The organism is Streptomyces pluripotens, from assembly GCF_000802245.2.
GTDB lineage: Bacteria > Actinomycetota > Actinomycetes > Streptomycetales > Streptomycetaceae > Streptomyces > Streptomyces pluripotens.
Window position 1 is genome coordinate 3,654,152 of sequence record NZ_CP021080.1, and the last position, 21,316, is coordinate 3,675,467.

The window sequence follows — 21,316 nt, forward strand, 5'->3', positions numbered from 1 at the left end:
GAGGGGAACGACGCTTCGGCGAGCTCCGATCCGCTGGCGGTGGTGATCAAGACGTGGATGTCGAGACGTGGTTGTCGAGACGTGGTTGTCGAGACGTGCAAGTAGGGGCGTCCGCCGAGGTGCTCCTGTCCGCTCGTGGGCCGACGCGCTCAGGCGCGGTGCTCCAAGCCCCTCGGCCGGCTGACGCAAGCCGGGCCCGGCGTCGTCGGCGCCGCCCGGGCAGCCCGCCGGGGTGCCGTGTCCGGCAGCGCCCCGGATGTCACGGCCGGTGCCCCGTCATCCGGGCCGCCGAGGCGATGGTCGCGCGGGCCTCTCGTTCCGGCAGGCCGGTGGCGATGGCCGCCTCGGCGAGGGGTGCGGCCAGGGCGGGACCGATGCCGTTGTCGTAGGCGCGGCAGGCCGCCCAGAACAAGCGGGTGTTGCGCTGCCCCGGGTGGGCGGAGAGGACGAACTGGACCAGGCCGCGGCCGTGGTCTCCGGACGCGGAGGGAGGTGCGGGCGCGGAGGGAGGTGCGGGCGGAGCTGGACGGTTGGTACGGGGCGGGGGCAGCAGCAGGCGCAGGAGGGACGGCGGACAGGCGGCGGGAGTCAGGTGCGCGGTGCCGGGGGCGATGGTGTAGACACCGTGGTCGGTGCGGGAGCCGGGGCCCACGAGGTAGCCGCCGGCGCCCCTGATGTCGATGCCGGGGGCGAGCCGGCCGGCCGAGTTCGGTACGACGACACCGGCCGGGCCGGTCAGCCAGAGGTGGCGACCACCGCTCGGGGTGCGGACGACGACCGTCTCCGGGATGGTGAACAGGTGGCGTAGCGCCAGCTCACGCAGGGTGGCGGCGGAGTCCGTGCTCGGCTTGGTGTCCAGGTCGACACCGATCAGGTGGTACGGCGGCAGCCCGCAGGCGATGCCGTAGCCGGTGGCCCAGGGCGCGGCGGCGAACAGCTCACGGATGCGGACCGGATCGGTGGAGGCGTCGTACACGCCGTGGCCGAAACGGCCGCACTCGCCGTGACAGCGCGGCTCGGCCGATGCCTGATCGATGTGGTGCGGGGAGCGCAGGGCGGGGTGCTTCGTCTGGGACAGCGGGATGACGGCCAGGCCGCGCTCGGCGGCCGAGAGGGCGTTTGCGAGGGCCGGCGTCCTGGCCTGCCGTTCGATGGTGGCCATGACTCCATGTTCGTACCTGTGTTCGAAAATGGGAAGAGGGGGGTTCGTGGCGTGTCGGCGGTGTGGTGATGTGCCGGGCGGTGTGACGAAACGATTCACCCCTTGCGCTGCTTGCTCGGGGGGCGGTGCGGCCATGTCCGTCGGTGGGGCGGGATTCCCAAAGATGGTGATGATGGTTTATCGACTTGTCATCACGCTTGCGTGCGAATCAGGGGTTCCGGGATGGTTCGGTGGGGATTCGCTGGGCAACTCTGGAGGCGCGACGTCGTCCACGACCGTCGGGGTGGTTGGCCAACCACCCCGACACAAGCCGTAGTTCGTGCACTTGAGGCCTGGGGCCGATGAGTGCTTGGTTCTGGAGGAACAGCATGGCAAGTATCCGTACCGCCCGCGTTTTCGCCGCCGTCGCCGCGCTCCCGCTCGCAGCCACCGTCTTCACCGGTGTTGCGGCCGCGGACAACGGTGCCTTCGCGGGCGACGGATCGAACGCGGGCGTGGCGAGTGTCATCGGTAGCGGGGTCGGCCACGACAACAACGGCAACTCATCCACCACGCAGCAGAACGCGGTCGGCCCCGGCGCCTCGAACCAGAGCAACACCGCGCAGGTGAACGGTTCCGCGTTCGCGGCCATTCAGCAGGGCAACGAGAACGTGCTCATCCACTTCGTCCACCTGTGGTGAGCCTGGGGCGAGGGCGCTCCTGACGAGCGTTCTCGCAGGGTGTGCTTCGGGGGCGCGACATGTCAGCGCGGCGGCACTTCGGTGCCGCCGCGCAGGCGTTCTCGGCCGGGCGCGGTTCGCAGTGAACGGTCTTGACAGAGACTCGGAACTGACGGAGAGTCAGAAACTGTCAGTGGTAGAGAAGGCGAGGCTGCGCACGACGAATCGGTGGGCGCGGGTACCGCGTACGCCGGCACGTGCCCGGCACGGACGTTGCGGCGGGCCGGCCCGTTCGGGGCCGCGGGCGGTGACCGGGACGGCGAGCCGGGTCGACCGGACAGGGCGGCGCACATCGACACGTTCGGGGTGGGGTGAGCGAGGTGCAGGCGGGTGATCGTCGCGACGCTGCGGTTCGGGACGACCGGGGGCGGCGGTGAGCGAGGAGAGGGGGACCGGGATGAGCGCCGAGGACGGTACCGCGGGCACGGACCCTGATGAGCGGGAATCGCGGCTCAAGGCGTACCAGGGGCGTCCGGCCGCCGTCGCCCGTATGGGTAGGGACCCGGTGAACCTGCCGATGATCCGGCACTGGTGCGAGGCGATGGGCGATACCAGCCCGGCGTACTCCGGCCCGGACGCCATCGCCCCGCCCACCATGCTCCAGGCGTGGACGATGACCGGCCTCTCGGCGTACACCGGCCGGGCGGATGCCTACGCCGAACTGCTGGCCCTGCTAGACGAGTCGGGATGCACGTCCGTGGTGGCCACCGACTGCGAGCAGGAGTACCTGCGGCCCCTGCGCCCGGGCGACGAGGTCACCTTCGACTCGGTGATCGAGTCCGTCTCCAGCCGCAAGAAGACGAAGCTGGGCACCGGCCACTTCGTCACGACCCGCACGGACGTACGGGTCGCCGGCGAACTGGTGGGCAGGCACCGTTTCCGCATCCTCAAATTTGCCCCGACGGCCGTTTCGAACTCTGCCCCGGAGCCTGACTCGCAGACCGCTCCGCAAGGCTTCTCCCGGGAGGCTGCCGAGTCCGCTACCGAGGACGCCTCCAGGAGCTCCACCGCACGCACCGGGTCCGGTGCGCGGCGCCCCCGCCCGGTCGTCAACCGGGACAACGAGGGCTTCTGGCAGGGCGTGGCCGAACACAGACTCCTGATCCAGCGCTGCACGGCTTGCGGGACCCTGCGCCACCCCTGGCTGCCGGGGTGCAACGCCTGCGGCTGTCTGGACTGGGACACGATCGAGGCGAGCGGCGCGGGCACGGTCCACTCGTACGTGATCATGCACCATCCGCCCTTCCCGGCCTTCGAGCCCCCGTACGCCGTCGGCCTGATCCAGCTCGCGGAGGGTGTGCGCATGGTGAGCAACGTGGTGGGGGTGCCGTACGACAAGGTGCGCATCGGGCTGCCGGTGCGGGCGGAGTTCCGGCGGTACGAGGTCGCAGGAGCCGGCGCGGGGGAGCTGGACCTCCCGGTCTTCAGGGCCGTCGAAGGCGAGGGATGACGTGGATCTGCTGCGGGGAGGCATGACGGGGAACCGGAGACGGAGCCGGACGGGGACTGTGATGGGGAGCCGGACGGGGCGCAGCGCGGGGAGTGAGGCATGACGACGGCACTGAGGGTGGGCGCCGAACTGCTCCCGCTGGAGATTCCCGTCACCCGCACGTTGATCGTGGCCGGGGCGATCGCCTCCCGGGACTACCACGATGTGCACCACGACGCGGAAGCCGCCCGGCGGAAGGGCTCACCGGACGTCTTCATGAACATCCTGACCACGAACGGCCTGGTCGGCAGGTACATCACGGACCACTTCGGTCCGACAGCGGTGCTCCGCAAGGTCGCCATCCGGCTGGGGGCACCCAACTATCCGGGGGACACCATGGTGCTGACCGGCAGGATCACCGCGGTCGACGGCGACACGGCCACCGTGCACGTCGTCGGTGCGAACGGCATCGGCACACATGTGAAGGGCACGGTCACGGTCACGGTCCCGGCCCGCGTCCCGGCTCCGGCTCCGGAGGCCGCGCCGTGAGCCCTCGCACCCCGGACACCCTTGGCGGCCGGGCGGCGATCGTCGGTGTCGGGGCCACCGAATTCTCCAAGGACTCCGGTCGCAGCGAGCTGCGGCTGGCGGTGGAGGCGGTGCGGGCCGCGCTCGACGACGCGGGTCTCGCCCCGAGCGACGTGGACGGGATGGTGACGTTCACGATGGACACCAGCCCGGAGATCACGGTGGCCCAGGCCTGCGGGATGGGCGAGCTGTCCTTCTTCTCCCGGATCCACTACGGGGGTGGGGCGGCTTGTGCCACGGTTCTGCAGGCGGCTCTCGCGGTGGCGGCGGGCGTGGCGGAGGTGGTGGTCTGCTACCGGGCCTTCAACGAGCGCTCGGGCCGCAGGTTCGGCGCGGGTGTGCAGCACCGGGAGCCGTCGGCGGAGGGCGTGGCGCTCGGCTGGGTGCTGCCGTTCGGGTTGCTCACCCCGGCGTCCTGGGTGGCGATGGCGGCCCAGCGGTATCTGCACGTGCACGGGCTGACGCCGGACGCGTTCGGGCACGTGGCCGTGCTGGATCGCATGTACGCGGCGACGAATCCGGCGGCGTACTTCCACGGCCGCCCGATCACTCTCGCCGAGCACGCCGCGTCCCGTTGGATCGCGGAACCACTGAGGCTGCTGGACTGCTGCCAGGAGACCGACGGTGGGCAGGCGATCGTCGTCACCTCGCTGGAGCGGGCCCGGGACCTTCCGCATCCGCCCGCCGTGATCGTGGCGGCCGCGCAAGGGGCCGGCCGGGCGCAGGAGCAGATGACCAGTTTCTACCGGGACGATGTGACCGGGCTGCCGGAAATGGGTGTGGTGGCCCGGCGGCTCTGGCGGACGTCCGGGCTCGGTCCGGCCGACATCGACGTGGGGATCCTCTACGACCACTTCACGCCGTTCGTGCTGATGCAGCTGGAAGAGTTCGGATTCTGTGGGAGGGGGGAGGCGGCGGACTTCGTGGCCCGGCAGCGACTGCCGCTCAACACGCACGGGGGACAGCTCGGGGAGGCGTACCTGCACGGGATGAACGGCCTCGCGGAGGCGGTGCGCCAGCTGCGCGGCACGGCCGTGAACCAGATACCGGGGGCGGCCCGGGTCCTGGTGACGGCCGGCACGGGGGTGCCGACCTCGGGGCTGGTACTGGGGTCGGACACGTGACGACACGGGCCTGGGCCCGTGGGGGGTGCCTCTATGTCTTTCGTCAAGGCGCCTGTGTCGGGTTTGGGTGGTTTGGCGTTGCTGGGGTCACGCGGCGAGCTCGACGTCCTTCGGATCGCGGGGTTCGTAGAAGGTGCCGTCGCGGAGCATCGCGAACAGGACGCTGATGCGTTGGCGGGCGAGGCGTAGGAGGGCCTGGGTGTGGGTCTTGTTGCGGTCGCGTTGCTTGTCGTAGTAGGTGCGGGAGGCGGGGTCGTGCAGGGCGGCGAACGCGGACAGGAACATCGCGCGTTTGAGCTGCCGATTGCCGCCTCTGGGGGCATGTTCGCCGTGGATCGACGTTCCGGACGACTTGGTGACCGGGGCCAGGCCCGCGTAGGAGGCCAGGTGGGCGGCGGTGGGGAAGCTGGTGCCGTCGCCGACGGTGACCAGCAGGACGGCGGCGGTCCTGACGCCGACGCCGGGCATCGACGTCAGGACCTTGGAAAGAGGGTGGGCCTCCAGCAGGGCGTTGATCTGGGCTTCCAGGGCCCGGCGCTGTTCGTGGACAGCGGCGAGCGAGCGGGCCAGGGAGGGCACGACGATGTCGAGGGTGCCGGTGCCCGGGACCACGACGGTCTGCTCGTCCAATGCCTCGAAGACGTCGTCGATCAGCCGCTGGGCCATGCGCGGGGCCTTGGGCCGGATGAGCTCGACGAGCCTGCGGCGTCCGGCTTTGCGCAGTGCGGCCGGGGAGCCGTAGCGTTCCAGCAGCCAGGTGACGGCCTGGTGGTCGAGGCGGGGACCCAGAACGCGCTCCAGGCTGGGGTGGAACTGGGTGAGCAGTCCGCGTATCCGGTTGCTGGTGCGGGTGGCCTCGGCGGCGAGGTCCTGGTCGAAGCCGACGAGGACCGTGAGTTCGGCGGTGATCTCGTCGGTGAGCTCCAGCGAGCGCAGGGTGTGCGGCATGGTGCGGGCCGCATCCGCGATGACCGCGGCGTCCTTCGCGTCGGTCTTGGCTTCGCCCGGGTAGAGGTCGGCGATCCGCCGCATCGCGAGTCCGGGCAGGTAGGCGACGGTGCAGCCTGTGTCCCGGGCGACAGTCAGGGGCAGGGCGCCGATGGAGGCGGGCTGGTCCACGATCACCAGCACGGTGCCGAACTTCGCGGCCAGTTTGTCGAACACGGCCCGCAGTTTCGGCTCGCTGTTCGGCAGCTGCTTGTCGAGGACCTTCTTGCCGGCCGGCGTGAGCGCGTGGCCGTGGTGGGTCGTCTTGCCGACGTCCAGGCCGAGGAACACGCCCACGTCTTCGGTGTCGAACATCGCGCCCTTCCCAGGGAGTTGAACGTGCCGACCTCGGCAGCGGTGTCGTACGCGCGCATCCACGTTATGCAGACCTGCCGCCCGCGAACTGCCCGGCATTGCGCCGGACCGGACGGTGGCCGGACCTCTCATCAGCGTCTCCGACGAACACCTCCCGGGCCCGGTGACACCACCCCCCAGGTCATCCGTTCGACAGGGGGACACAGTCATGCCGGGCCCGGAGGCCAGCGGTCCTCTTGCAGGACCGCCAAGAACATAACGGGGGCGGGCTTGGACCCGTGCACGAAGCTGGCGGCGGACCCGCAGACGGGATGCGCCCGCAGTCCACCTTCAGGAGGTGCAAGTGCCGCCTGCCCTACAACCTGAGAGGGACCCCGCTTCGGGACCTGCGGCCGATCCGGTGGGGCGGGAGCCCTTCTAGCGTGGAGCCATGACCACACCCGTCTGCGCCAGCGCCTCGGCGTCCGCCGCACCAGCGCGGCAGACCCGCCCGTACCCGTCGTTCGCGTCGTACGTGAGGGCCCGCCAACCGGTCCTGCTGCGCACCGCGCGCTCGCTCACCGCGAACCCCAGTGATGCCGAGGACCTGCTGCAGACCGCGCTCGCCAAGACCTACCTGGCATGGGAGCGGATCGAGGACCACCGGGCGCTCGATGGGTATGTGCGCCGGGCGCTGCTGAACACGCGGACCTCGCAGTGGCGCAGGCGCCGGGTGGACGAGTTCGTGTGCGACGAACTGCCCGAGCCGGAGCCGGTGTCCGGCGACGCTGACCCGGCGGAACGGCAGGCGTTGCACGACGCGATGTGGCGGGCGATCACCAAGCTGCCGACGCGGCAGCGGGCGATGGTCGTCCTGCGGTACTACGAGGACCTCAGCGAGGCCCAGACCGCCGAGGTGCTCGGGGTGTCCGTGGGTACGGTGAAGTCGGCGGTGTCCCGGGCTCTCGGCAAACTGCGCGAGGATCCCGAGCTGGTGCTGGTGCGCTGAGGGCCTTCCGCTCCCGGCGTCTTCCGGCGCCCCCTCGTGGCTTGCCCCTCCGCTTCCCCCGCCAGGCCTCCTTACCCTCTCCGCCGGACACCTGGTAGCCCGAATTTCTCCTCCCCTAGTGACATACCGCTTGGTATGTGCGCAGAATCAGCGGAACCTCTACTACCGCGTAGGCGATGTCGCCCGGGAGGACGCCGTGCTGAGCACCATGCAGGACGTACCGCTGCTGATCTCCAGGATTCTGACCCACGGGTCGACGGTCCACGGGCGATCGCGGGTGACCACCTGGACCGGCGAGGCTGAGCCGCAGCGGCGCAGCTTCGCCGACATCGGAGCCCGATCGGCCCAGCTGGCGCACGCCCTCCGCGACGAACTGGGGGTTCGGGACGACGAGCGGGTGGCAACGCTCATGTGGAACAACGCCGACCACGTCGAGGCGTACTTCGCGATCCCGTCCATGGGCGCGGTGCTGCACACCCTCAATCTGCGGCTGCCCGCTGAGCAGCTGCTGTGGATCGTCCACCACGCCGCCGACCGCGTGATCATCGTCAACGGCTCGCTGATACCGCTGCTCGCGCCGTTGCTGTCCAGGTTGTCGACCGTGGAGCACATCGTGGTCTCCGGTCCCGGCGACCGTTCTGCCCTGACGGGCGCGGACGCGCGGGTGCACGAGTACGAAGAGCTGATTGCCGACCGCCCCACCGCCTACGACTGGCCGGAGCTGGACGAACGCCAGGCCGCGGCCATGTGCTACACCTCGGGCACGACCGGTGACCCCAAGGGGGTGGTGTACAGCCACCGCTCGATCTACCTGCACTCCATGCAGGTCAACATGGCCCAGTCGATGGGGCTGACCGACCAGGACACCTCGCTCGTCGTGGTGCCCCAGTTCCACGTCAACGCCTGGGGCTTGCCGCACGCCACCTTCATGACGGGCGTCAACATGCTGATGCCGGACCGCTTCCTGCAGCCCGCACCACTCGCCGAGATGATCGAGCGGGAGAAGCCGACCCATGCCGCGGCCGTTCCGACCATCTGGCAGGGCCTGCTCGCCGAACTCCAGGCCAGGCCCCGGGACGTTTCCTCCCTCTCCCAGGTCACCATCGGCGGCTCGGCCTGCCCACCCTCCCTCATGGCGGCCTTCGACGAGCTCGGCATGCGGGTGTGCCACGCCTGGGGCATGACCGAGACCTCTCCGCTCGGCACGGTGGCCCGTCCGCCGGCCCACGCGATCGGCACCGAGGAGGAGTTCGCCTACCGCCTCACCCAGGGCCGCTTCCCGGCCAGTGTCGAGGCCCGTCTCACCGGACCCGACGGCGAACGCCTCCCCTGGGACGGCGAGACGGCCGGCGAACTCGAAGTCCGCGGCCCGTGGATCGCCGGCGCCTATTACAACGGCCCCGACGCCGAACCCCTGCGTCCCGCTGACAAGATCAGCGAGGACGGCTGGCTGAAGACCGGCGACGTGGGCATCATCTCCCCCGACGGCTTCCTCACCCTCACCGACCGAGCCAAGGACGTCATCAAGTCCGGTGGCGAGTGGATCTCCTCGGTGGAGCTGGAGAACGCCCTGATGTCCCACCCGGACGTCGCCGAGGCTGCCGTGGTCGCCGTGCCCGACGAGAAGTGGGGCGAGCGCCCGCTGGCCACCGTTGTCCTCAGGGAGGGAGCCACCGCGGACTTCGAGGCCCTACGCGCCTTCCTCGCCGAGGAAGGGCACATCGCCAGGTGGCAACTGCCCGAGCGCTGGACGGTGATCGAGTCGGTGCCGAAGACGAGTGTGGGCAAGTTCGACAAGAAGGTGCTGCGCCGGCAGTACGCGGACGGCCGGCTGGACATCACCCGCCTCTGATGGCCGCCGGTCGCCCGAGCCCGGGGGCTTCACCGGTGCACCGAGCGGTCACTGTGGGCCGAGGCTGACAACCAACCGAGCAACAGCCACACCCCGGCCACCGCGCACACCCCGCCCCAGCCCCAGTGGCCGAAGGCGGGACCCGCGGCGGCCGAGGCGAGGGCACCACCGGCGAAGCCGGAGACGACGTGGGCGGTGTTCGCGGTGGCCGGGGCGGAGGTCGTGGTCAGGGCGAGGGTCTGGTTGGCGACGTGGGAGGCGACCAGAGCGTCGGTGATCACCCGGGGCGTGATCACCGACGTGATCCCGCCCGGTGACCTGTTGCTGCTGCTGGTCGCCCTCGCCAACTGGACCGCCGTGGTCCCGCAGATGGGGCGCATCCTCACGGGTACGCAGGACGCCGACCGCGACCGCCTGCGGGCCTCGATCAAGGAGGCGGCCCGCCGGCTGGTCGCCCGCTGAAGGTTCAGCGGCTCGGCTGGGCGGCGTTCAGTTCGTCCCGATCCTGGCCAGCAGATCCACGATCCGTGACTGCACCTCGCTGCTGGTGGACCGTTCGGCTAGGAACAGCACGGCTTCGCCCGAGGCCAGTCGGGGCAGATCGGCCTGGTCGACGGCGGCGGTGTAGACGACCAGCGGGGTGCGGTTGAGCTGCCCGTTCGCGCGCAGCCAGTCCACGATCCCGGACCGCCGCCCGTGTACCTGCATCAGGTCCATCACCACCAGGTTCGGCCGGAACTGCCCCGCCAGCGTCACCGCGTCGTTGTCGCTCGCGGCCCGTGCCACCTGCATCCCGCGCCGCTCCAGCGTCGCGGTCAGCGCCAGCGCGATCTCCGCGTGCTCCTCGATGAGGAGCACCCGCGACGGGTGTTGCTCGCTGTCCCGAGGGGCGAGCGCCTTCAGCAGTATGGCCGGGTCGGCACCGTAGGCCGCCTCACGCGTCGCCTGCCCGAGCCCTGCCGTGACCAGTACCGGCACCTCGGCCGCGACGGCGGCCTGTCGCAGCGCCTGCAGCGCCGTGCGGGTGATGGGCCCGGTCAGCGGATCCACGAACAGCGCGGCAGGGAAGGCCGCGATCTGCGCATCGACCTCCTCGCGGGAGTGCACGATCACCGGTCGGTAGCCACAGTCGCTCAGCGCCTGCTGGGTCGTCACGTCCGGAGCCGGCCACACCAGCAGCCGACGCGGGTTGTCCAGTGGTTCCGGAGGCAGCTCGTCGTCCAGCGGCTGCGGACGCGGGCTGTCCGCGATCTCGACGGCACCGCCGGGACCGTCCAGCGGTTCGGGACCCTCGGCGGCTCCGGGCCCCGGGGCGCCTATCGCGTACGACCGTCCGGCACCCTCCGTGCCCGGCGCGAGCCGGGACTGCCCACCGGGCGATGCGGGCGCGGGGTCGGTCTGCGGATGCGGCCGGGCCGCCTGTCCCGGCTGCGGCTCCGGGCGGTTGGCCGGGTCGGGGGGTGTGCCCAACTTGCGGCGGCGGCCGGAACCGCCGGGTGTGTGCGGGGGCGGCGTCGCCGTCGGCTGCTGAGCCTGACCGGCCTGCCGTGCGAACGGCACGCCTTGGCCCAGCGTCCGGACGTTGATCGCTCGGCCCTGCGTCGAGTCCGGGTCGATCCGGACCTCCGCGGACTCAGCAGGCAGCGGCTGGGCGGCCTGCTGCGGCTGGGCACCGGTGTGCTCGGCAGGCGGCCGGGTGCCGGGTGCTGGAGTGCCGGTCGGGCGTGCCTGAAGTGCGGGCGTGCCCGAGCCGGAGGTGCCGTCGGCACCGGGCCACTGCTGGGAGGCGGCGTCCGCGGAGGCCGTGCCGGTGGGTGGCGTCGGCGCCCGGCCGGAAGCCGACTCCGCGGGCAGCGGCTGAGGGGTCGGGGGCGCCACCGGGGTGCCGGTGGCGGGGGTGCCGGGCTGTGCCGCCGGGGCCTGTCCCGCCTGGGCGGGCACAACCGGTTGGACGGGTGCCACTGGTTGGACGGGTGCCACTGGCTGGATAGGTGCCGGCTGCTCCGAGGGGACCGGCAGGGGGCGGCCAGCAGGTCCCTGCGCGGGAACAGCGGCCCGTGCGACCTGTGCGGTATGCGGTGCGGCCGTCTGTGTGCCGGGGACGGGGAGATCGGGCTGGGGCGGCACGGCTGCCGGGGCCCCGGCAGGGGCTCGGTCGGCCCTTGTCGAGGGGCTGGCTTGGGCCGGGACAGCCGGACCGGCCGTACCCTGTGCCGGAACGCCGTGAACCGGAGATCCCTGGCCCGAAGCCGACTGTGCCGCTGCAGCTTGGGGAACCCGGGGAGCGGCCGGAACCGGAACCGCTTGAGACCGATTCGCCGGCACCGGCACTGCCTGGTCCCGAACGGCCGGGGCCTGCACAGCCTGATGCGCATCGGCTTGATCCGGACCGGGCTCACCCGTTACGGCCTGCTCAACCGCGGCAGCCGGTTGTCCCGGGGCCGCCGGCACCGCCACCGGCTGCGCGGCAGCCGCAGCGACCTCGGGAGCCGCCTCCGGTGCCACCGCTTGGACGGCATCCGCTGACTGGGCCGAGGCCCGGCGGCGCCGACCGGTCGGAGTGCTGGTGGGATGCGGCTGCGGCGGCGTGTGGTCCTCGGCCTGGTCGAGCGGCACGGCATCGTGGCGGCCGTCGTCGCCGGGGCCGCCGTCCGCGGACACCGCCACCTGTGCGGGCAACGGCCCGGCAACCGGACCGGGCGCCTGCCCTGGTTCCGGGACCGCATCCGGAACCGGCTTGGGTCCTGGAGTCTGCCCCGGGGCCTGCCCTGGGACAGGGCCTGCAAGCTGCTGTGGCCCTTCAGTACTTGAGCCCCTCGTGGTGTCCGAGGGGACACCGGGCGCTGACTCCGCAGGCACAGCGGACTCCGACCCGGTGGAGACGTCGGGTGCCGTCCCCTTCCCGAGGTCGGTGGCGGCGTTCGCCGACTCCGGCGAGCGGTCGGCCTCGGCCGGCGGCAGCGCGAAGACCGTGCGGGCACCGCCCGCCTCCTGGGCTGCGGCGCGTTCCGCCGCCGCGGCCAGTGCGCGCCGGCGCCGCCCGGTCGGCTGGGTCCCCTCGGCCGGATCGGCTCCGGACCCCGGAACCGCCTCCGGGCCCTGCACGGTCTCGCTGCTGGCCATGGGCAGGGCGGGCGGCAGGGCTGCCGCCTGCGGTGCGGCGGAGCCGTGGCGGGCACCTCGGCCACTGGGCGCGGGCACGCCCTGCGGCGGCACCGCGCTGCCGAGACCCGTACCGGAGGCCGCAGCCCCCGCGGCGTGCTCGGCCGCGGTCACCACCGCGCCCTCGGACACCCCCAGGCCGTCACCGGCGTCGCTCTCGGCGGGCCGTCCACGGCGTCGCCCGGTGCCGCTGGACGCGGTTCCCGTGCCCTCGGCCGGAACCGGGCCGGCCTCCTCGGCGGGCGCTGCGGCGCGCCTGCGACGCCGCCCGGTCGGCGCCGGAGCCTTCGTGCCGTCGGCGCCGGGCACATCACTCTCCAGGAAGGCATCGGTGGAAGCCCGCCGGGCCCGCCGACGTCCACCACCCGGGCCCACGGCGCCCTGCTCGCCGGCGCCGGTCTCCTGCACGGGCTGCTCCCGCACCGACGGATCCTGCTCGGCCGCCTCTCGCGCGGGCGCCTCACCCGCGCGTGGAAGCTGCGCGGCGCCAGCACCGGCGACCGCCGTGCCCGCGGTCTCCGAGGCGGACGTTTCGGCGACCGTCCCGGCGCCGCTGCCCAGCGGCACCTCCAGCACGTATGCGCTGCCGCTCATGCCGGGCACCTCGTGCGTCTGCAGCACACCGCCGTGAGCACGCACGATGCCGCGCACGATCGGCTCGTGGACCGGGTCTCCACCGCTGTACGGCCCGCGCACCTCGATCCGTGCGACTTCGCCGCGCTGCGCGGCGGCGACCACGACGGTGTTGTCCAGGTAACCGCCCGCCGAGACAGAGGTGTTGCCGGTGGCATCGACCCCGGCGACGTCGGCCACCAGATGTGCGAGCGCGGTGGCGAGCCGCTGGGGATCGACCTCCGCCTCGATGGGCGGCGCGTGTACGGCGAACTGCACCCGACCGGGACCGATCAGCTCCACCGCTCCGTCCACGCCGGCGGTGACCACGGCGTCCAGCATCACCTTCGTACGGGTGATGTCCTCGCAGCCCTCGTCCAGCCGCTGGTAGCCGAGGACGTTGTCGATGAGCGTCGTGATCCGCGAGTACCCGGCCGAAAGGTGATGCAGCACCTGGTTGGCCTCGGGCCACAGCTGCCCGGCGTCGTCGGCGGCCAGCGCGGCCAGTTCGCGTCGCAGTTCGTCCAGCGGCCCGCGCAGGGAACGCGCGAGCAGGCTGAGCAGCTGCTCGTGCCGCCCGGCGAGGGCCTCGAACCGGTCCTTCTCCCGCTCGGCGAGCGCCGCGTACCGTTCCTCGCCGGCCGTCAGCTCCTCCGCGTGCTTCTCGCGCAGCTCGTCGAGCTCGGTCACATGCTGCTGGCGCAGCGCGGTCAGATCGGAGGCGTGCTCCTCGGAGAGCCGCTCCAGCTCCGCAGCGTGCGCCTTCTCCAGCGCTGACTTCTCCTCGGCGAGGGAGTCGAAGGGGCGCCGGTCGGTGAAGGTCATCACGGCACCGACGAGCTGATCGCCGTCCCGCACCGGGGCGGTGGTCAGATCGACCGGTACCTTTTCATCTCCTTTGGACCACAGCACCTGCCCGCGCACCCGGTGCTTGCGGCCGGAGCGCAGGGTGTCGGCGAGCGGTGAATCCCCGTAGGGGAAGGGGGACCCGTCGGGACGCGAGTGCAGCACCAGGGTGTGCAGCTCCCTGCCGCCGAGTTCACCCGCCCGGTACCCCAGCATCTGCGCGGCGGCCGGGTTGACGAGCACGATTCGCCCGTCGGTGTCGGTGCCCACGACCCCTTCCGCCGCGGCGCGCAGGATCATCTCCGTCTGCCGCTGCGACCGGGCCAGCTCCGCCTCGGTGTCGACGGTCCCGGACAGGTCCCGGACCACGAGCATCAGCAGCTCGTCACCGGTGTAGCCGTAACTGTCGTACGCCTGCTGCCCGTTCTCGAGATTCGCGCTAGTGACCTCGACCGGGAACTCGGTCCCGTCGGTCCGCCGGGCGACCATCCGGGTCGGCTTGGTCCGCCCGCGCGGGTCCATGTGATCGGGCCGCCGCATGGAGCCGGGGATGAGTCTGGAGTCGAACTGCGGGAGCAGGTCGAGCAGCCCGCGCCCGACGAGTGCGGTCCCCGGCGCTTCGAAAGCCTCCAGCGCGATGGTGTTGGCGTTGACGACGGTTCCGTTGGCGTTGACCAGGACCAACGCGTCCGGAAGGGCGTCGAGTATGGCTGCGAGGCGAGCAGCGCCTCGGGATGGCCTGCTGCTCACGAGACGCTTCCTCCCTGTTACTGCTCCTTGCCGACCGCTCGGGCCATCTTGCCAACCGGCCCGCGGCGTGTCACGGGAGGGAGTCTAAAGGCATGCGTCGCGCTCGCGATGCCGGATGAGAGGGAGGTCCCACGTGCAAGTGACGACGAACGCGTGACCGCCTGCTCAGGCTCCGCGGTCTCTCCGCGGGACTCTTGCCGTGCCGTGGGTTCCGCCGGGGAGGCACCGAGGACGGTACAGACGGTGAGGATCGTGAGAACCGGGGTGGAGATCGGTACGTCGGTAAGGGAGACCCGGGAGCGTCAGCCGAGTCCGCCGACCTTCGGCAGCAGCGGCACCATCCGGTCCCACCGCCCGATCTCGCATCCGTTGCTGCGGTCGTACGAGGCGTCGACCGGCCGGCCTGCCCAGGTGCCGGTGACATGGGCGGTGGCCGGTCCGCCGTACAGCATGGTGCAGACGCTGCCGGGCGCCACCGGAGCGAAGGGGTCCTGTCCCCAGCGGGTGTGGGAGTCGAGGACCCGGCAGGCCCCGGCCGGGTCGGGATGAAGGCCGGCATCGGGGTGACAGAAGACCTCGTACGCTCCGTCCTGCCCGGCTCCGGCGTGCCGGACGACGACGATGAGGTGATCGCCGTGCCGCTCCGTGCCCCGGTCCCCGGGCCGGAGGGGCGGTGCCACGGCACCGGCTGCCACGGCGGGCACGGCGGAGAACGGGACGAGGGAGGCGACAGCGGCGAGCGACGATACGAGAAGCCGCCGTCCGACGGCAGGAAGGACAGGAACCATGCCCTGTCCAACGCCGGTACCCGCCGGACGTTGCGCAGCCGGTCGTCCCCACGGTCAGCAGCCGGCTCGGGCCCTGCGTCCCCGCTGCTTGTCCGCCCGCTCGCCGACTGCACGTCGCCCGGCGCCCCGCCGCGGAAGGCCTTTGCCCTGTGGCCCGACTGCCTAGTACCGTGGGGGGCGATTGGTGACACCGCACTCGACTGTGTCATCATCTGCACGCACCGATCGCGCGCTTGCGCGAGCGGTTGTGCTGGAGGCGTCGCCTAGTCCGGTCTATGGCGCCGCACTGCTAATGCGGTTTGGGGTTTACCCCCCATCGAGGGTTCAAATCCCTCCGCCTCCGCACTGATCCCGAAGCCCCGGTCCTCAGGACCGGGGCTTCGGCGTGTGCGCCCAGCATGGGCGATTGCTTGGGGGTGGAAGTCCCCTGGGGGAAGAGGTGGTGCTAACCCCGAGCCGGAGGCAAGGGCGTCATCGTGAGGTGGGGTCTGGAGGAAGCCCGAGGCGAGACCTGGGTACCGAGGAACACGAACCGTGTATGAGGCGTACTGGTCGGGTGAGTCTTCTGGCAGCCCAGTGTGAGAGGAGGGACGGGCGACCCGTCCCTCCTACTCGATTCCCCGGCTCGCTCCCCGGCCCTCGCTGCCAGGCATTTCCGCAGGTCACAACGGGTGTGCGGATCGGATTTCACATGACGGCGGCAGTCATGTAATGTTCTTCCTGTCGCCGCGAGCGGGCCGAAAGGGCCGGGAGCGAAGATGAAAAATAAGAAACAAGCACTCGTAGCTTAACGGATAGAGCATCTGACTACGGATCAGAAGGTTGCAGGTTCGAATCCTGCCGAGTGCACAACAGTTCAGAGGCCCTGTGGAGAGATCCACAGGGCCTCTGGCTTTTGCCTTGACGGCAGTGTTTGACGGCAACCGCCTCCGCCTCGAAGTTCGTGGTGCAGTCGACCCTGATCATGACCGTCATGCGGGAGTATGGACGGCGGGTGTCCAGCAGGTCGGCCTTTGTCCTCGGCGGGACGCCATCCTGCCCTCGGCCGCCAGGCCCCGATCTGCGACTCCCGCGCTCGATGGCGTGTGGGTGTGCCGGGGAAGCTTCGCAGTCGGATCGTCCCTGTCGCCCTGGTGCTCGGTGTGGATGGCACGGATCTCGGCGACGGCCGCCGCCTCGCGCACCTGGCGTTCGGCGCGCGCCTCTTCTGTGGCCTGGTGCCGGTAGGAGCCGGAGCGGGAGACCTCTAGGACCCGGCACAGCCGCTTGACGCCGAAGTTGGCGCGATGGTCGGAGATGAAGTCCCAGCGGCAGGCCTTCACTTCACCTCCCTGGCGAAATAGGCTGCCGCTCGGCGCAGGATTTCGCGCTCCAGCTGCCACTGCTTTTCGGCCTTCAGGAGCCTGGCGTTCTCGGCCCGCAGCCGGCCAGCTCGTCGGTCTGATTCTCCGGGCCGCTCCGGCCCCGGACGGCCGACATGTTCGCCCCGGTGTCCTTGCGGACCCACGTGCGCAGTGTCTCCCCGGTGATCCCGGGCTCGGCGGCCACGGCCGCGTACGTGCGCTTGCCGCCACCCGCGCGAAACAGCGCGACGGCGTCCCTCCGGAACTCCTCCGGGTACGGAGACTGGCATCCCACCCGGAGATCCCTTCCTGGACCATCAAGACCCATTGTCAGGGTGTCCACTCCAAGGGATCAGGCTCAAACCTCCGGCCGCGTAGTCCGTCCCACGTGGGCGCTCACACAGGGGATACGGCCGTCGCATGGCGACGCGTTCAGGTAGTGCCCGCGCCCCAGATCTGCGCTTGGTTGACGACCGAGAGCGGTTTGGACCGCTTATCGATCTCGGTGGATGAGGCGTCCATGGAGGCGAGCACGCCTGACCGCTGGTCCAGCAACATCAGGTTCTGTCCTGACCAAGCCACCGCGAATGTCTGATCAAGGTCGCCGGCGTTGGTGGTGGGCAACGCGTCGACTTCATGGCAGGTGCCCTGGTCCAGGTCGAGGACTGCCAGGTGGTTGGATCGGAGGACACTCGCATACCAGCGTCCACTCGGATCGAGTGTGCCCACGCCCACGGTGTCGCCGCCCTTGCACGAGGGAGCGTGGTCGCTCTTGGGCTTGTCCACATCGTAGGAGTGTGTGCAACTTCCCGTGTTGCACGCGTCGTCGCGCCAGATCACGCGGTTGCTTGCAGCGGCGACCACACTGGCGTTGGTGGCGATGGTCTTTGTGGCTGTGTCGGCTCGGGCGTTGAGAACCACGATGTTGGTCACCGCTCGACCGCCCGTGCCGGTTCCACCTGTGTCGCCAGTGGTGCGTTCGGCGAGCAAGCCCCGAGACGTGTCAGCGACTGGCCGCATGCCGCAGGGCAGCGTCAGTTTGGTGCGGGACGGGTGACCGGAGGTTTCGTACTTGCTGACGGTAAAGCGGGCCGAGACCGACTGCGGCAGTTCTTGGCCGGCGCAGGCAGTATCGGCTGACTCTTCGGTGACGGCCCACAGCTGCTTGCCGTCGGCGCTGGGGAACCATGCGCTGGCTTGACCAAGGAGAACCGCTCGTCCAGGGGTGCTCGGCTCTATGGCGACAACCCCGCCGTCGCGGATGCCAACGACTTCGCCCGAGGCAAGCTGGCGCGGGCTGTCCAAACGATAGGCGTCGGCATTCTCGGCTCCGGCCGGCCGCGAACCCACGATCCGGGGATGAGAGTTCAGGTCCTTCAGGACGGCCACTTCGCCACCCAGATCGACCACGACATCGTGAGGGGCCGAGGACTGGCTACCATCGCCAGGCCCGCACGCGGCAGCCAAGGCGGCGAGGACCCCCATACCGACCAGGGCACCACGTCGACGCGCGCGAACAGTGGCGTGAGTCAACTTCCGGACCATCGGGCCTTCCCCCAGCGTAGTCAGAGGTTCCGTAGTATGCCGGGACGAGCGGTCAACCCGCCCCGGCAGTCGCAGCGTTACGGCTTGGGCGTGCACGCGCTCTTGGCCGTGCACTCTGAGAAAAAGGGATAGGCGGTGATTCCGCCCAGGGTTCCCACGTTACCGAGGAAGCGCGCGCCGCACCTGGCAGTGTCCTGCCATTTCTCAATCGTGAACTTACGTCGCTCGATCTTCGGTGTGGTGTATCCGTATCTTTTGGCCGGAACGTTGATGGTGTTCGATACCGTCTTGCCTCTGGTGGTCGACTTGGTGATGTCGTACTTCGTCTTGGACTCGACCTGGCCGACTCCAAAGTCCAGGCTTCCCCCGAGCTCGGCGCTCCAGGTCGTCTGCTTCGACTTGGAGGTGGTCAGGTCGTAGCGCAGAATGGCCGATGTCGGACTCGCGTTGTACTTGCCTGCGGTGCTACCGATCGCTTCGTACGAAGCGCCCGATGACACCACCTTGTACCAGACGTCCGGTGGGCAACCCTGAGGAATGCTCTCGGCCGCTGTGGCAGACGGCGCGAGCAGCAGCCCTGCCCCCAATGTCATCGCTCCGGCCACAGCGAATCTCCGCAGGCCAATCTGCATGGTGGATCCCCCCCCATGAAGTGGTGAATTACTTGGTCTGGTCAGTGATCAAGTAATTGGAGTCAACCATGTTCAGGTCAAGCGCGACAAGGCGTCGAGGGCATTGTTGAGGGTGATCTGAGGTGCATCGGTGTTGCCTGTAGCGGTGGCCAAGGTGCCGTCAGTCTGACGGAAACACTGAGAGGGCGTTTGATGTGGCAGGATTGCCGCTTATGCCCTAGTAAGTTCCTCGCCAGGTTGGCGTAGCTTCATCCGTTATGCGCTTGGCAAGGTTATCGATCGACGCGACGTGGATCATGGCTTCGGAGCTGGTGGCGAGAGTCTCGTAGTCGCGGGCGAGCCGACGGTGCATCATGATCCAACCGATACTTCGCTCCACTACCCAGCGTCTTTTCAGGACATGAAATCCGCGGGTTCCGGGGTTTTTGTCGACGACTTCGACGTCGATCCCGAGTTTCGCGCCATGCTCGACGACGGCTTTCTTGAAGCCGGTGTCGACCCAGCTCTTGGCGATGGTTGGGTAGGTGCTTTTGGCCTGGTCGAGGAGGCGTATTCCCAGGGCGTTCTCGGAGAGGCTCGCGGCGGTGACGGTTACGGCGAGGATCAGGCCGATCGTGTCGGTGAGGATGCCTCGCTTCCGGCCCACGATCTTCTTCGCGGCGTCCGTTCCCTGGCTGGTCATGGGCACGTTGGTGGAGGTCTTGACGCTCTGGGTGTCGATGACAGAGGCCGTTGGTTCGGGCTTACGACCCTCCTTCACGCGGGCGAGTCCGGTCAGGTCGTAATTGAGCTGGGCGAAGATTCCCTCGTCACGCCAGGCCGCGTAGTAGAAGTAGACGGTGCCGTGGCCGGGGAAGTCGTGCGGGAGGTATTTCCAGGGGATGCCGGTGCGGTTCACGTAGAGAATCGCGTTGAACACGTCGCGGAGTTCAACTTTCGCCGGTTGGCCCGTGGGGCGGCGGTCGAGCCGGGCTTTCCGCCATGCCGTCAGGGTCGGCTCGATCAAGGCCCACCGGGCGTCGGACAGGTCGCTGGGGTACGGCTTCGGCTCGCTCACGCCGTAGCGTTGCCACGAGAGGGCCGGAAGGTACTGTTCCGCTGAACATCGGGAGGTTCTGGTGCATCTTCAAATCAGACGGAATCCCGGTGGCAGAAGCGAGCGAAACGGACGGCGGGGCCTGTACAGCATGAGGCGACGAAGTCCACATATTGGCTAAAGCAGCGCAAATCATGACAGTGATAAAAGCCATTTACCAGAATAGAACTATGTAAACGCCCTCTGAGAGGGCGTTTATGCAGGTTAGGCCCTATATGCGATTCTGGTCCCTGCCCTGCTCTGAGGGCTTTCATCCTATAGGCGCCGAATGGCCTTCTCCAGGGCGGAGGCTTGGCCATCCGTCTCGTTCGCTTCTATACCTGGAAGTCCGTCTGGTTTGACGATGCCACGGAATCGCCTGATGGGCAGCGGAACCGATCCCTCCGGCTCACTCGTGATCACGCTACGCCGTGAGCGAGCGCAAGCCGTACCCCAGCGACCTGTCCGACGCCCGATGGGCCCTGATCGAGCCGACGTTGACCGCCAGCACGGTGCCCGCCTCGGAATCGATGTCGAAGTCGTCAACAGAAACCCGAATACCCGTGGGTTTCACGTCGTGAAAAGGCGCTGGGTGGTCGAGCGGAGTATCGGCTGGATCATGATGCACCGCCGTCTGGCCCGCGACTACGAGACCCTCACCGCCAGCTCCGAAGTCATGATCCACATCGCTTCGATCGACAACCTCACCAAGCCCATAACGGACGCGACCACCCCCACCTGGCGAGGAACCTACTAGGGCGTAAAGGGCGATCCGCCTATTTCAAACGCCCTCTGACGGCAACGATGGCACACAGAGGCCAGGGATCACGAACGCCAGCGATCAGCCCGGAGGAAGGCGGCGCCCCTGCCCAACGAGCTGCCCGATCCTACGGATCAGAAGGTTGCAGGTTCGAATCCTGCCGGGGCGCCAGGTTGATCAGGGCTAAGGTCCCGGAACTCCCAGGTCAGCGAGAGTCCGGGGCCTTCCTCGCCCTGGCGTCTACCACTCTGGCTACAGGTTGCCTACGGCCTCACCGCACCCTCACTGCCGGAGTTGATCTCCTCAACATCCCCTAAGTGATCTTCCTTGTCCGACATCAACAGCGGCGGGTACCGAATGTCGGCAGACGACCGAGCAGGACGCAGCAAGGCCCGTGCGACATCGGCGATACCCCGTGATCGACCTGTCACTTGAATCGCTTGATGCCGTGGGTTACCTGGCTGTCCGGGACGTCACGCCAGGTTGTGTCCCTCGTCGTGGGTAGCCGATCACGGTCCGTCGGCTCCGCTTCGGAGCCGTCCGGTACATGCCGCTGCGGGCCGCCTGGCGATCGCCACCGGCTCCGGCTCGGTGAGCCCCAATAGAGCACCTCCGACGAAGGAAGTTCGGGCCACGCCC

At 69.7% G+C, this 21,316-nt stretch carries 14 protein-coding genes, 2 tRNA genes and 3 pseudogenes; 10 read left to right on the forward strand and 9 right to left on the reverse strand.

All coding sequences use genetic code 11. The features are described 5' to 3' along the window. Positions 1-259: 259 nt before the first annotated feature. On the reverse strand, positions 260-1,162 hold the full coding sequence (locus LK06_RS16460; protein ID WP_043433000.1) for a bifunctional DNA primase/polymerase: 903 nt from the start codon (positions 1,160-1,162) through the stop codon (positions 260-262). A 368-nt stretch (positions 1,163-1,530) separates the two neighbouring features. Here LK06_RS16460 and LK06_RS16465 point away from each other — a divergent pair, with 368 nt between their 5' ends. From LK06_RS16465 to LK06_RS16480, 4 genes are all read left to right on the forward strand, one after another. Continuing rightward, positions 1,531-1,842: a hypothetical protein gene (locus LK06_RS16465; protein WP_039654903.1), complete on the forward strand. Its 312-nt coding sequence runs from the start codon at positions 1,531-1,533 to the stop codon at positions 1,840-1,842. Positions 1,843-2,278: 436 nt separating this feature from the next. Then, positions 2,279-3,331, forward strand: a complete 1,053-nt coding sequence (locus LK06_RS16470; RefSeq protein ID WP_039654902.1) for a bifunctional MaoC family dehydratase N-terminal/OB-fold nucleic acid binding domain-containing protein — start codon at positions 2,279-2,281, stop codon at positions 3,329-3,331. Between the two features lie 111 nt (positions 3,332-3,442). After that, positions 3,443-3,859: a MaoC family dehydratase gene (locus LK06_RS16475; protein WP_043433021.1), complete on the forward strand. Its 417-nt coding sequence runs from the start codon at positions 3,443-3,445 to the stop codon at positions 3,857-3,859. Further along, a complete protein-coding gene (locus LK06_RS16480) occupies positions 3,856-5,022 on the forward strand; it encodes a lipid-transfer protein (protein WP_043433002.1) in 1,167 nt (388 codons plus the stop codon). Before LK06_RS16475 ends, LK06_RS16480 begins: the two co-directional genes overlap by 4 nt. A gap of 87 nt (positions 5,023-5,109) precedes the next feature. Here the strand turns inward: LK06_RS16480 and LK06_RS16485 are convergent, their stop codons facing one another. Further along, positions 5,110-6,324, reverse strand: coding sequence for an IS110 family RNA-guided transposase (locus tag LK06_RS16485; RefSeq protein ID WP_086083247.1), 1,215 nt, complete (start codon positions 6,322-6,324; stop codon positions 5,110-5,112). A gap of 430 nt (positions 6,325-6,754) precedes the next feature. On the opposite strand from LK06_RS16485, the gene LK06_RS16490 reads away from it, so the two are divergent. Both LK06_RS16490 and LK06_RS16495 read left to right on the forward strand, forming a co-directional pair. Then, entirely contained in the window at positions 6,755-7,312 is a 558-nt protein-coding gene (locus tag LK06_RS16490; protein ID WP_039654900.1) for a SigE family RNA polymerase sigma factor, read from the forward strand. A 196-nt stretch (positions 7,313-7,508) separates the two neighbouring features. After that, on the forward strand, positions 7,509-9,164 hold the full coding sequence (locus LK06_RS16495; protein WP_043434010.1) for a long-chain fatty acid--CoA ligase: 1,656 nt from the start codon (positions 7,509-7,511) through the stop codon (positions 9,162-9,164). A gap of 29 nt (positions 9,165-9,193) precedes the next feature. Here the strand turns inward: LK06_RS16495 and LK06_RS34375 are convergent, their stop codons facing one another. Next, positions 9,194-9,445: a hypothetical protein gene (locus tag LK06_RS34375; RefSeq protein ID WP_039654898.1), complete on the reverse strand. Its 252-nt coding sequence runs from the start codon at positions 9,443-9,445 to the stop codon at positions 9,194-9,196. Between the two features lies 1 nt (position 9,446). On the opposite strand from LK06_RS34375, the pseudogene LK06_RS34380 reads away from it, so the two are divergent. Then, positions 9,447-9,626: pseudogene (locus tag LK06_RS34380) on the forward strand (TetR/AcrR family transcriptional regulator); the annotation flags it as partial. A 27-nt stretch (positions 9,627-9,653) separates the two neighbouring features. On the opposite strand, the gene LK06_RS16510 reads toward LK06_RS34380, so the two are convergent. Together LK06_RS16510 and LK06_RS16515 are read right to left on the reverse strand one after the other, a co-directional pair. Continuing rightward, positions 9,654-14,534: a PAS domain-containing protein gene (locus LK06_RS16510; protein ID WP_078858930.1), complete on the reverse strand. Its 4,881-nt coding sequence runs from the start codon at positions 14,532-14,534 to the stop codon at positions 9,654-9,656. Positions 14,535-14,836: 302 nt separating this feature from the next. Then, positions 14,837-15,322 carry an SSI family serine proteinase inhibitor gene (locus LK06_RS16515; RefSeq protein WP_039654895.1) on the reverse strand — a complete coding sequence of 162 codons (486 nt, stop codon included), beginning with the start codon at positions 15,320-15,322 and terminating at the stop codon, positions 14,837-14,839. A 252-nt stretch (positions 15,323-15,574) separates the two neighbouring features. Between LK06_RS16515 and LK06_RS16520 the strand changes: the two genes are divergently transcribed. Continuing rightward, positions 15,575-15,665: transfer RNA gene (locus LK06_RS16520), tRNA-Ser, on the forward strand. 433 nt (positions 15,666-16,098) lie between these two features. Further along, a tRNA-Arg gene (locus tag LK06_RS16525) sits at positions 16,099-16,171 on the forward strand. Positions 16,172-16,452: 281 nt separating this feature from the next. Here LK06_RS16525 and LK06_RS34385 read toward each other — a convergent pair. The 4 genes and pseudogenes from LK06_RS34385 to LK06_RS16550 all read right to left on the reverse strand — a co-directional run. Next, positions 16,453-16,960 (reverse strand): annotated as a pseudogene (locus LK06_RS34385) (transposase); the annotation flags it as partial. A gap of 137 nt (positions 16,961-17,097) precedes the next feature. Beyond that, positions 17,098-18,150: a hypothetical protein gene (locus LK06_RS16540; protein ID WP_159025306.1), complete on the reverse strand. Its 1,053-nt coding sequence runs from the start codon at positions 18,148-18,150 to the stop codon at positions 17,098-17,100. A 137-nt stretch (positions 18,151-18,287) separates the two neighbouring features. After that, on the reverse strand, positions 18,288-18,842 hold the full coding sequence (locus LK06_RS16545) for a hypothetical protein (protein WP_039654893.1): 555 nt from the start codon (positions 18,840-18,842) through the stop codon (positions 18,288-18,290). A 217-nt stretch (positions 18,843-19,059) separates the two neighbouring features. Continuing rightward, positions 19,060-19,899 carry an IS5 family transposase gene (locus tag LK06_RS16550; RefSeq protein ID WP_039658060.1) on the reverse strand — a complete coding sequence of 280 codons (840 nt, stop codon included), beginning with the start codon at positions 19,897-19,899 and terminating at the stop codon, positions 19,060-19,062. A gap of 523 nt (positions 19,900-20,422) precedes the next feature. On the opposite strand from LK06_RS16550, the pseudogene LK06_RS16555 reads away from it, so the two are divergent. Next, a pseudogene (locus LK06_RS16555) lies at positions 20,423-20,674 on the forward strand (transposase); the annotation flags it as partial. Positions 20,675-21,316 lie beyond the last annotated feature (642 nt).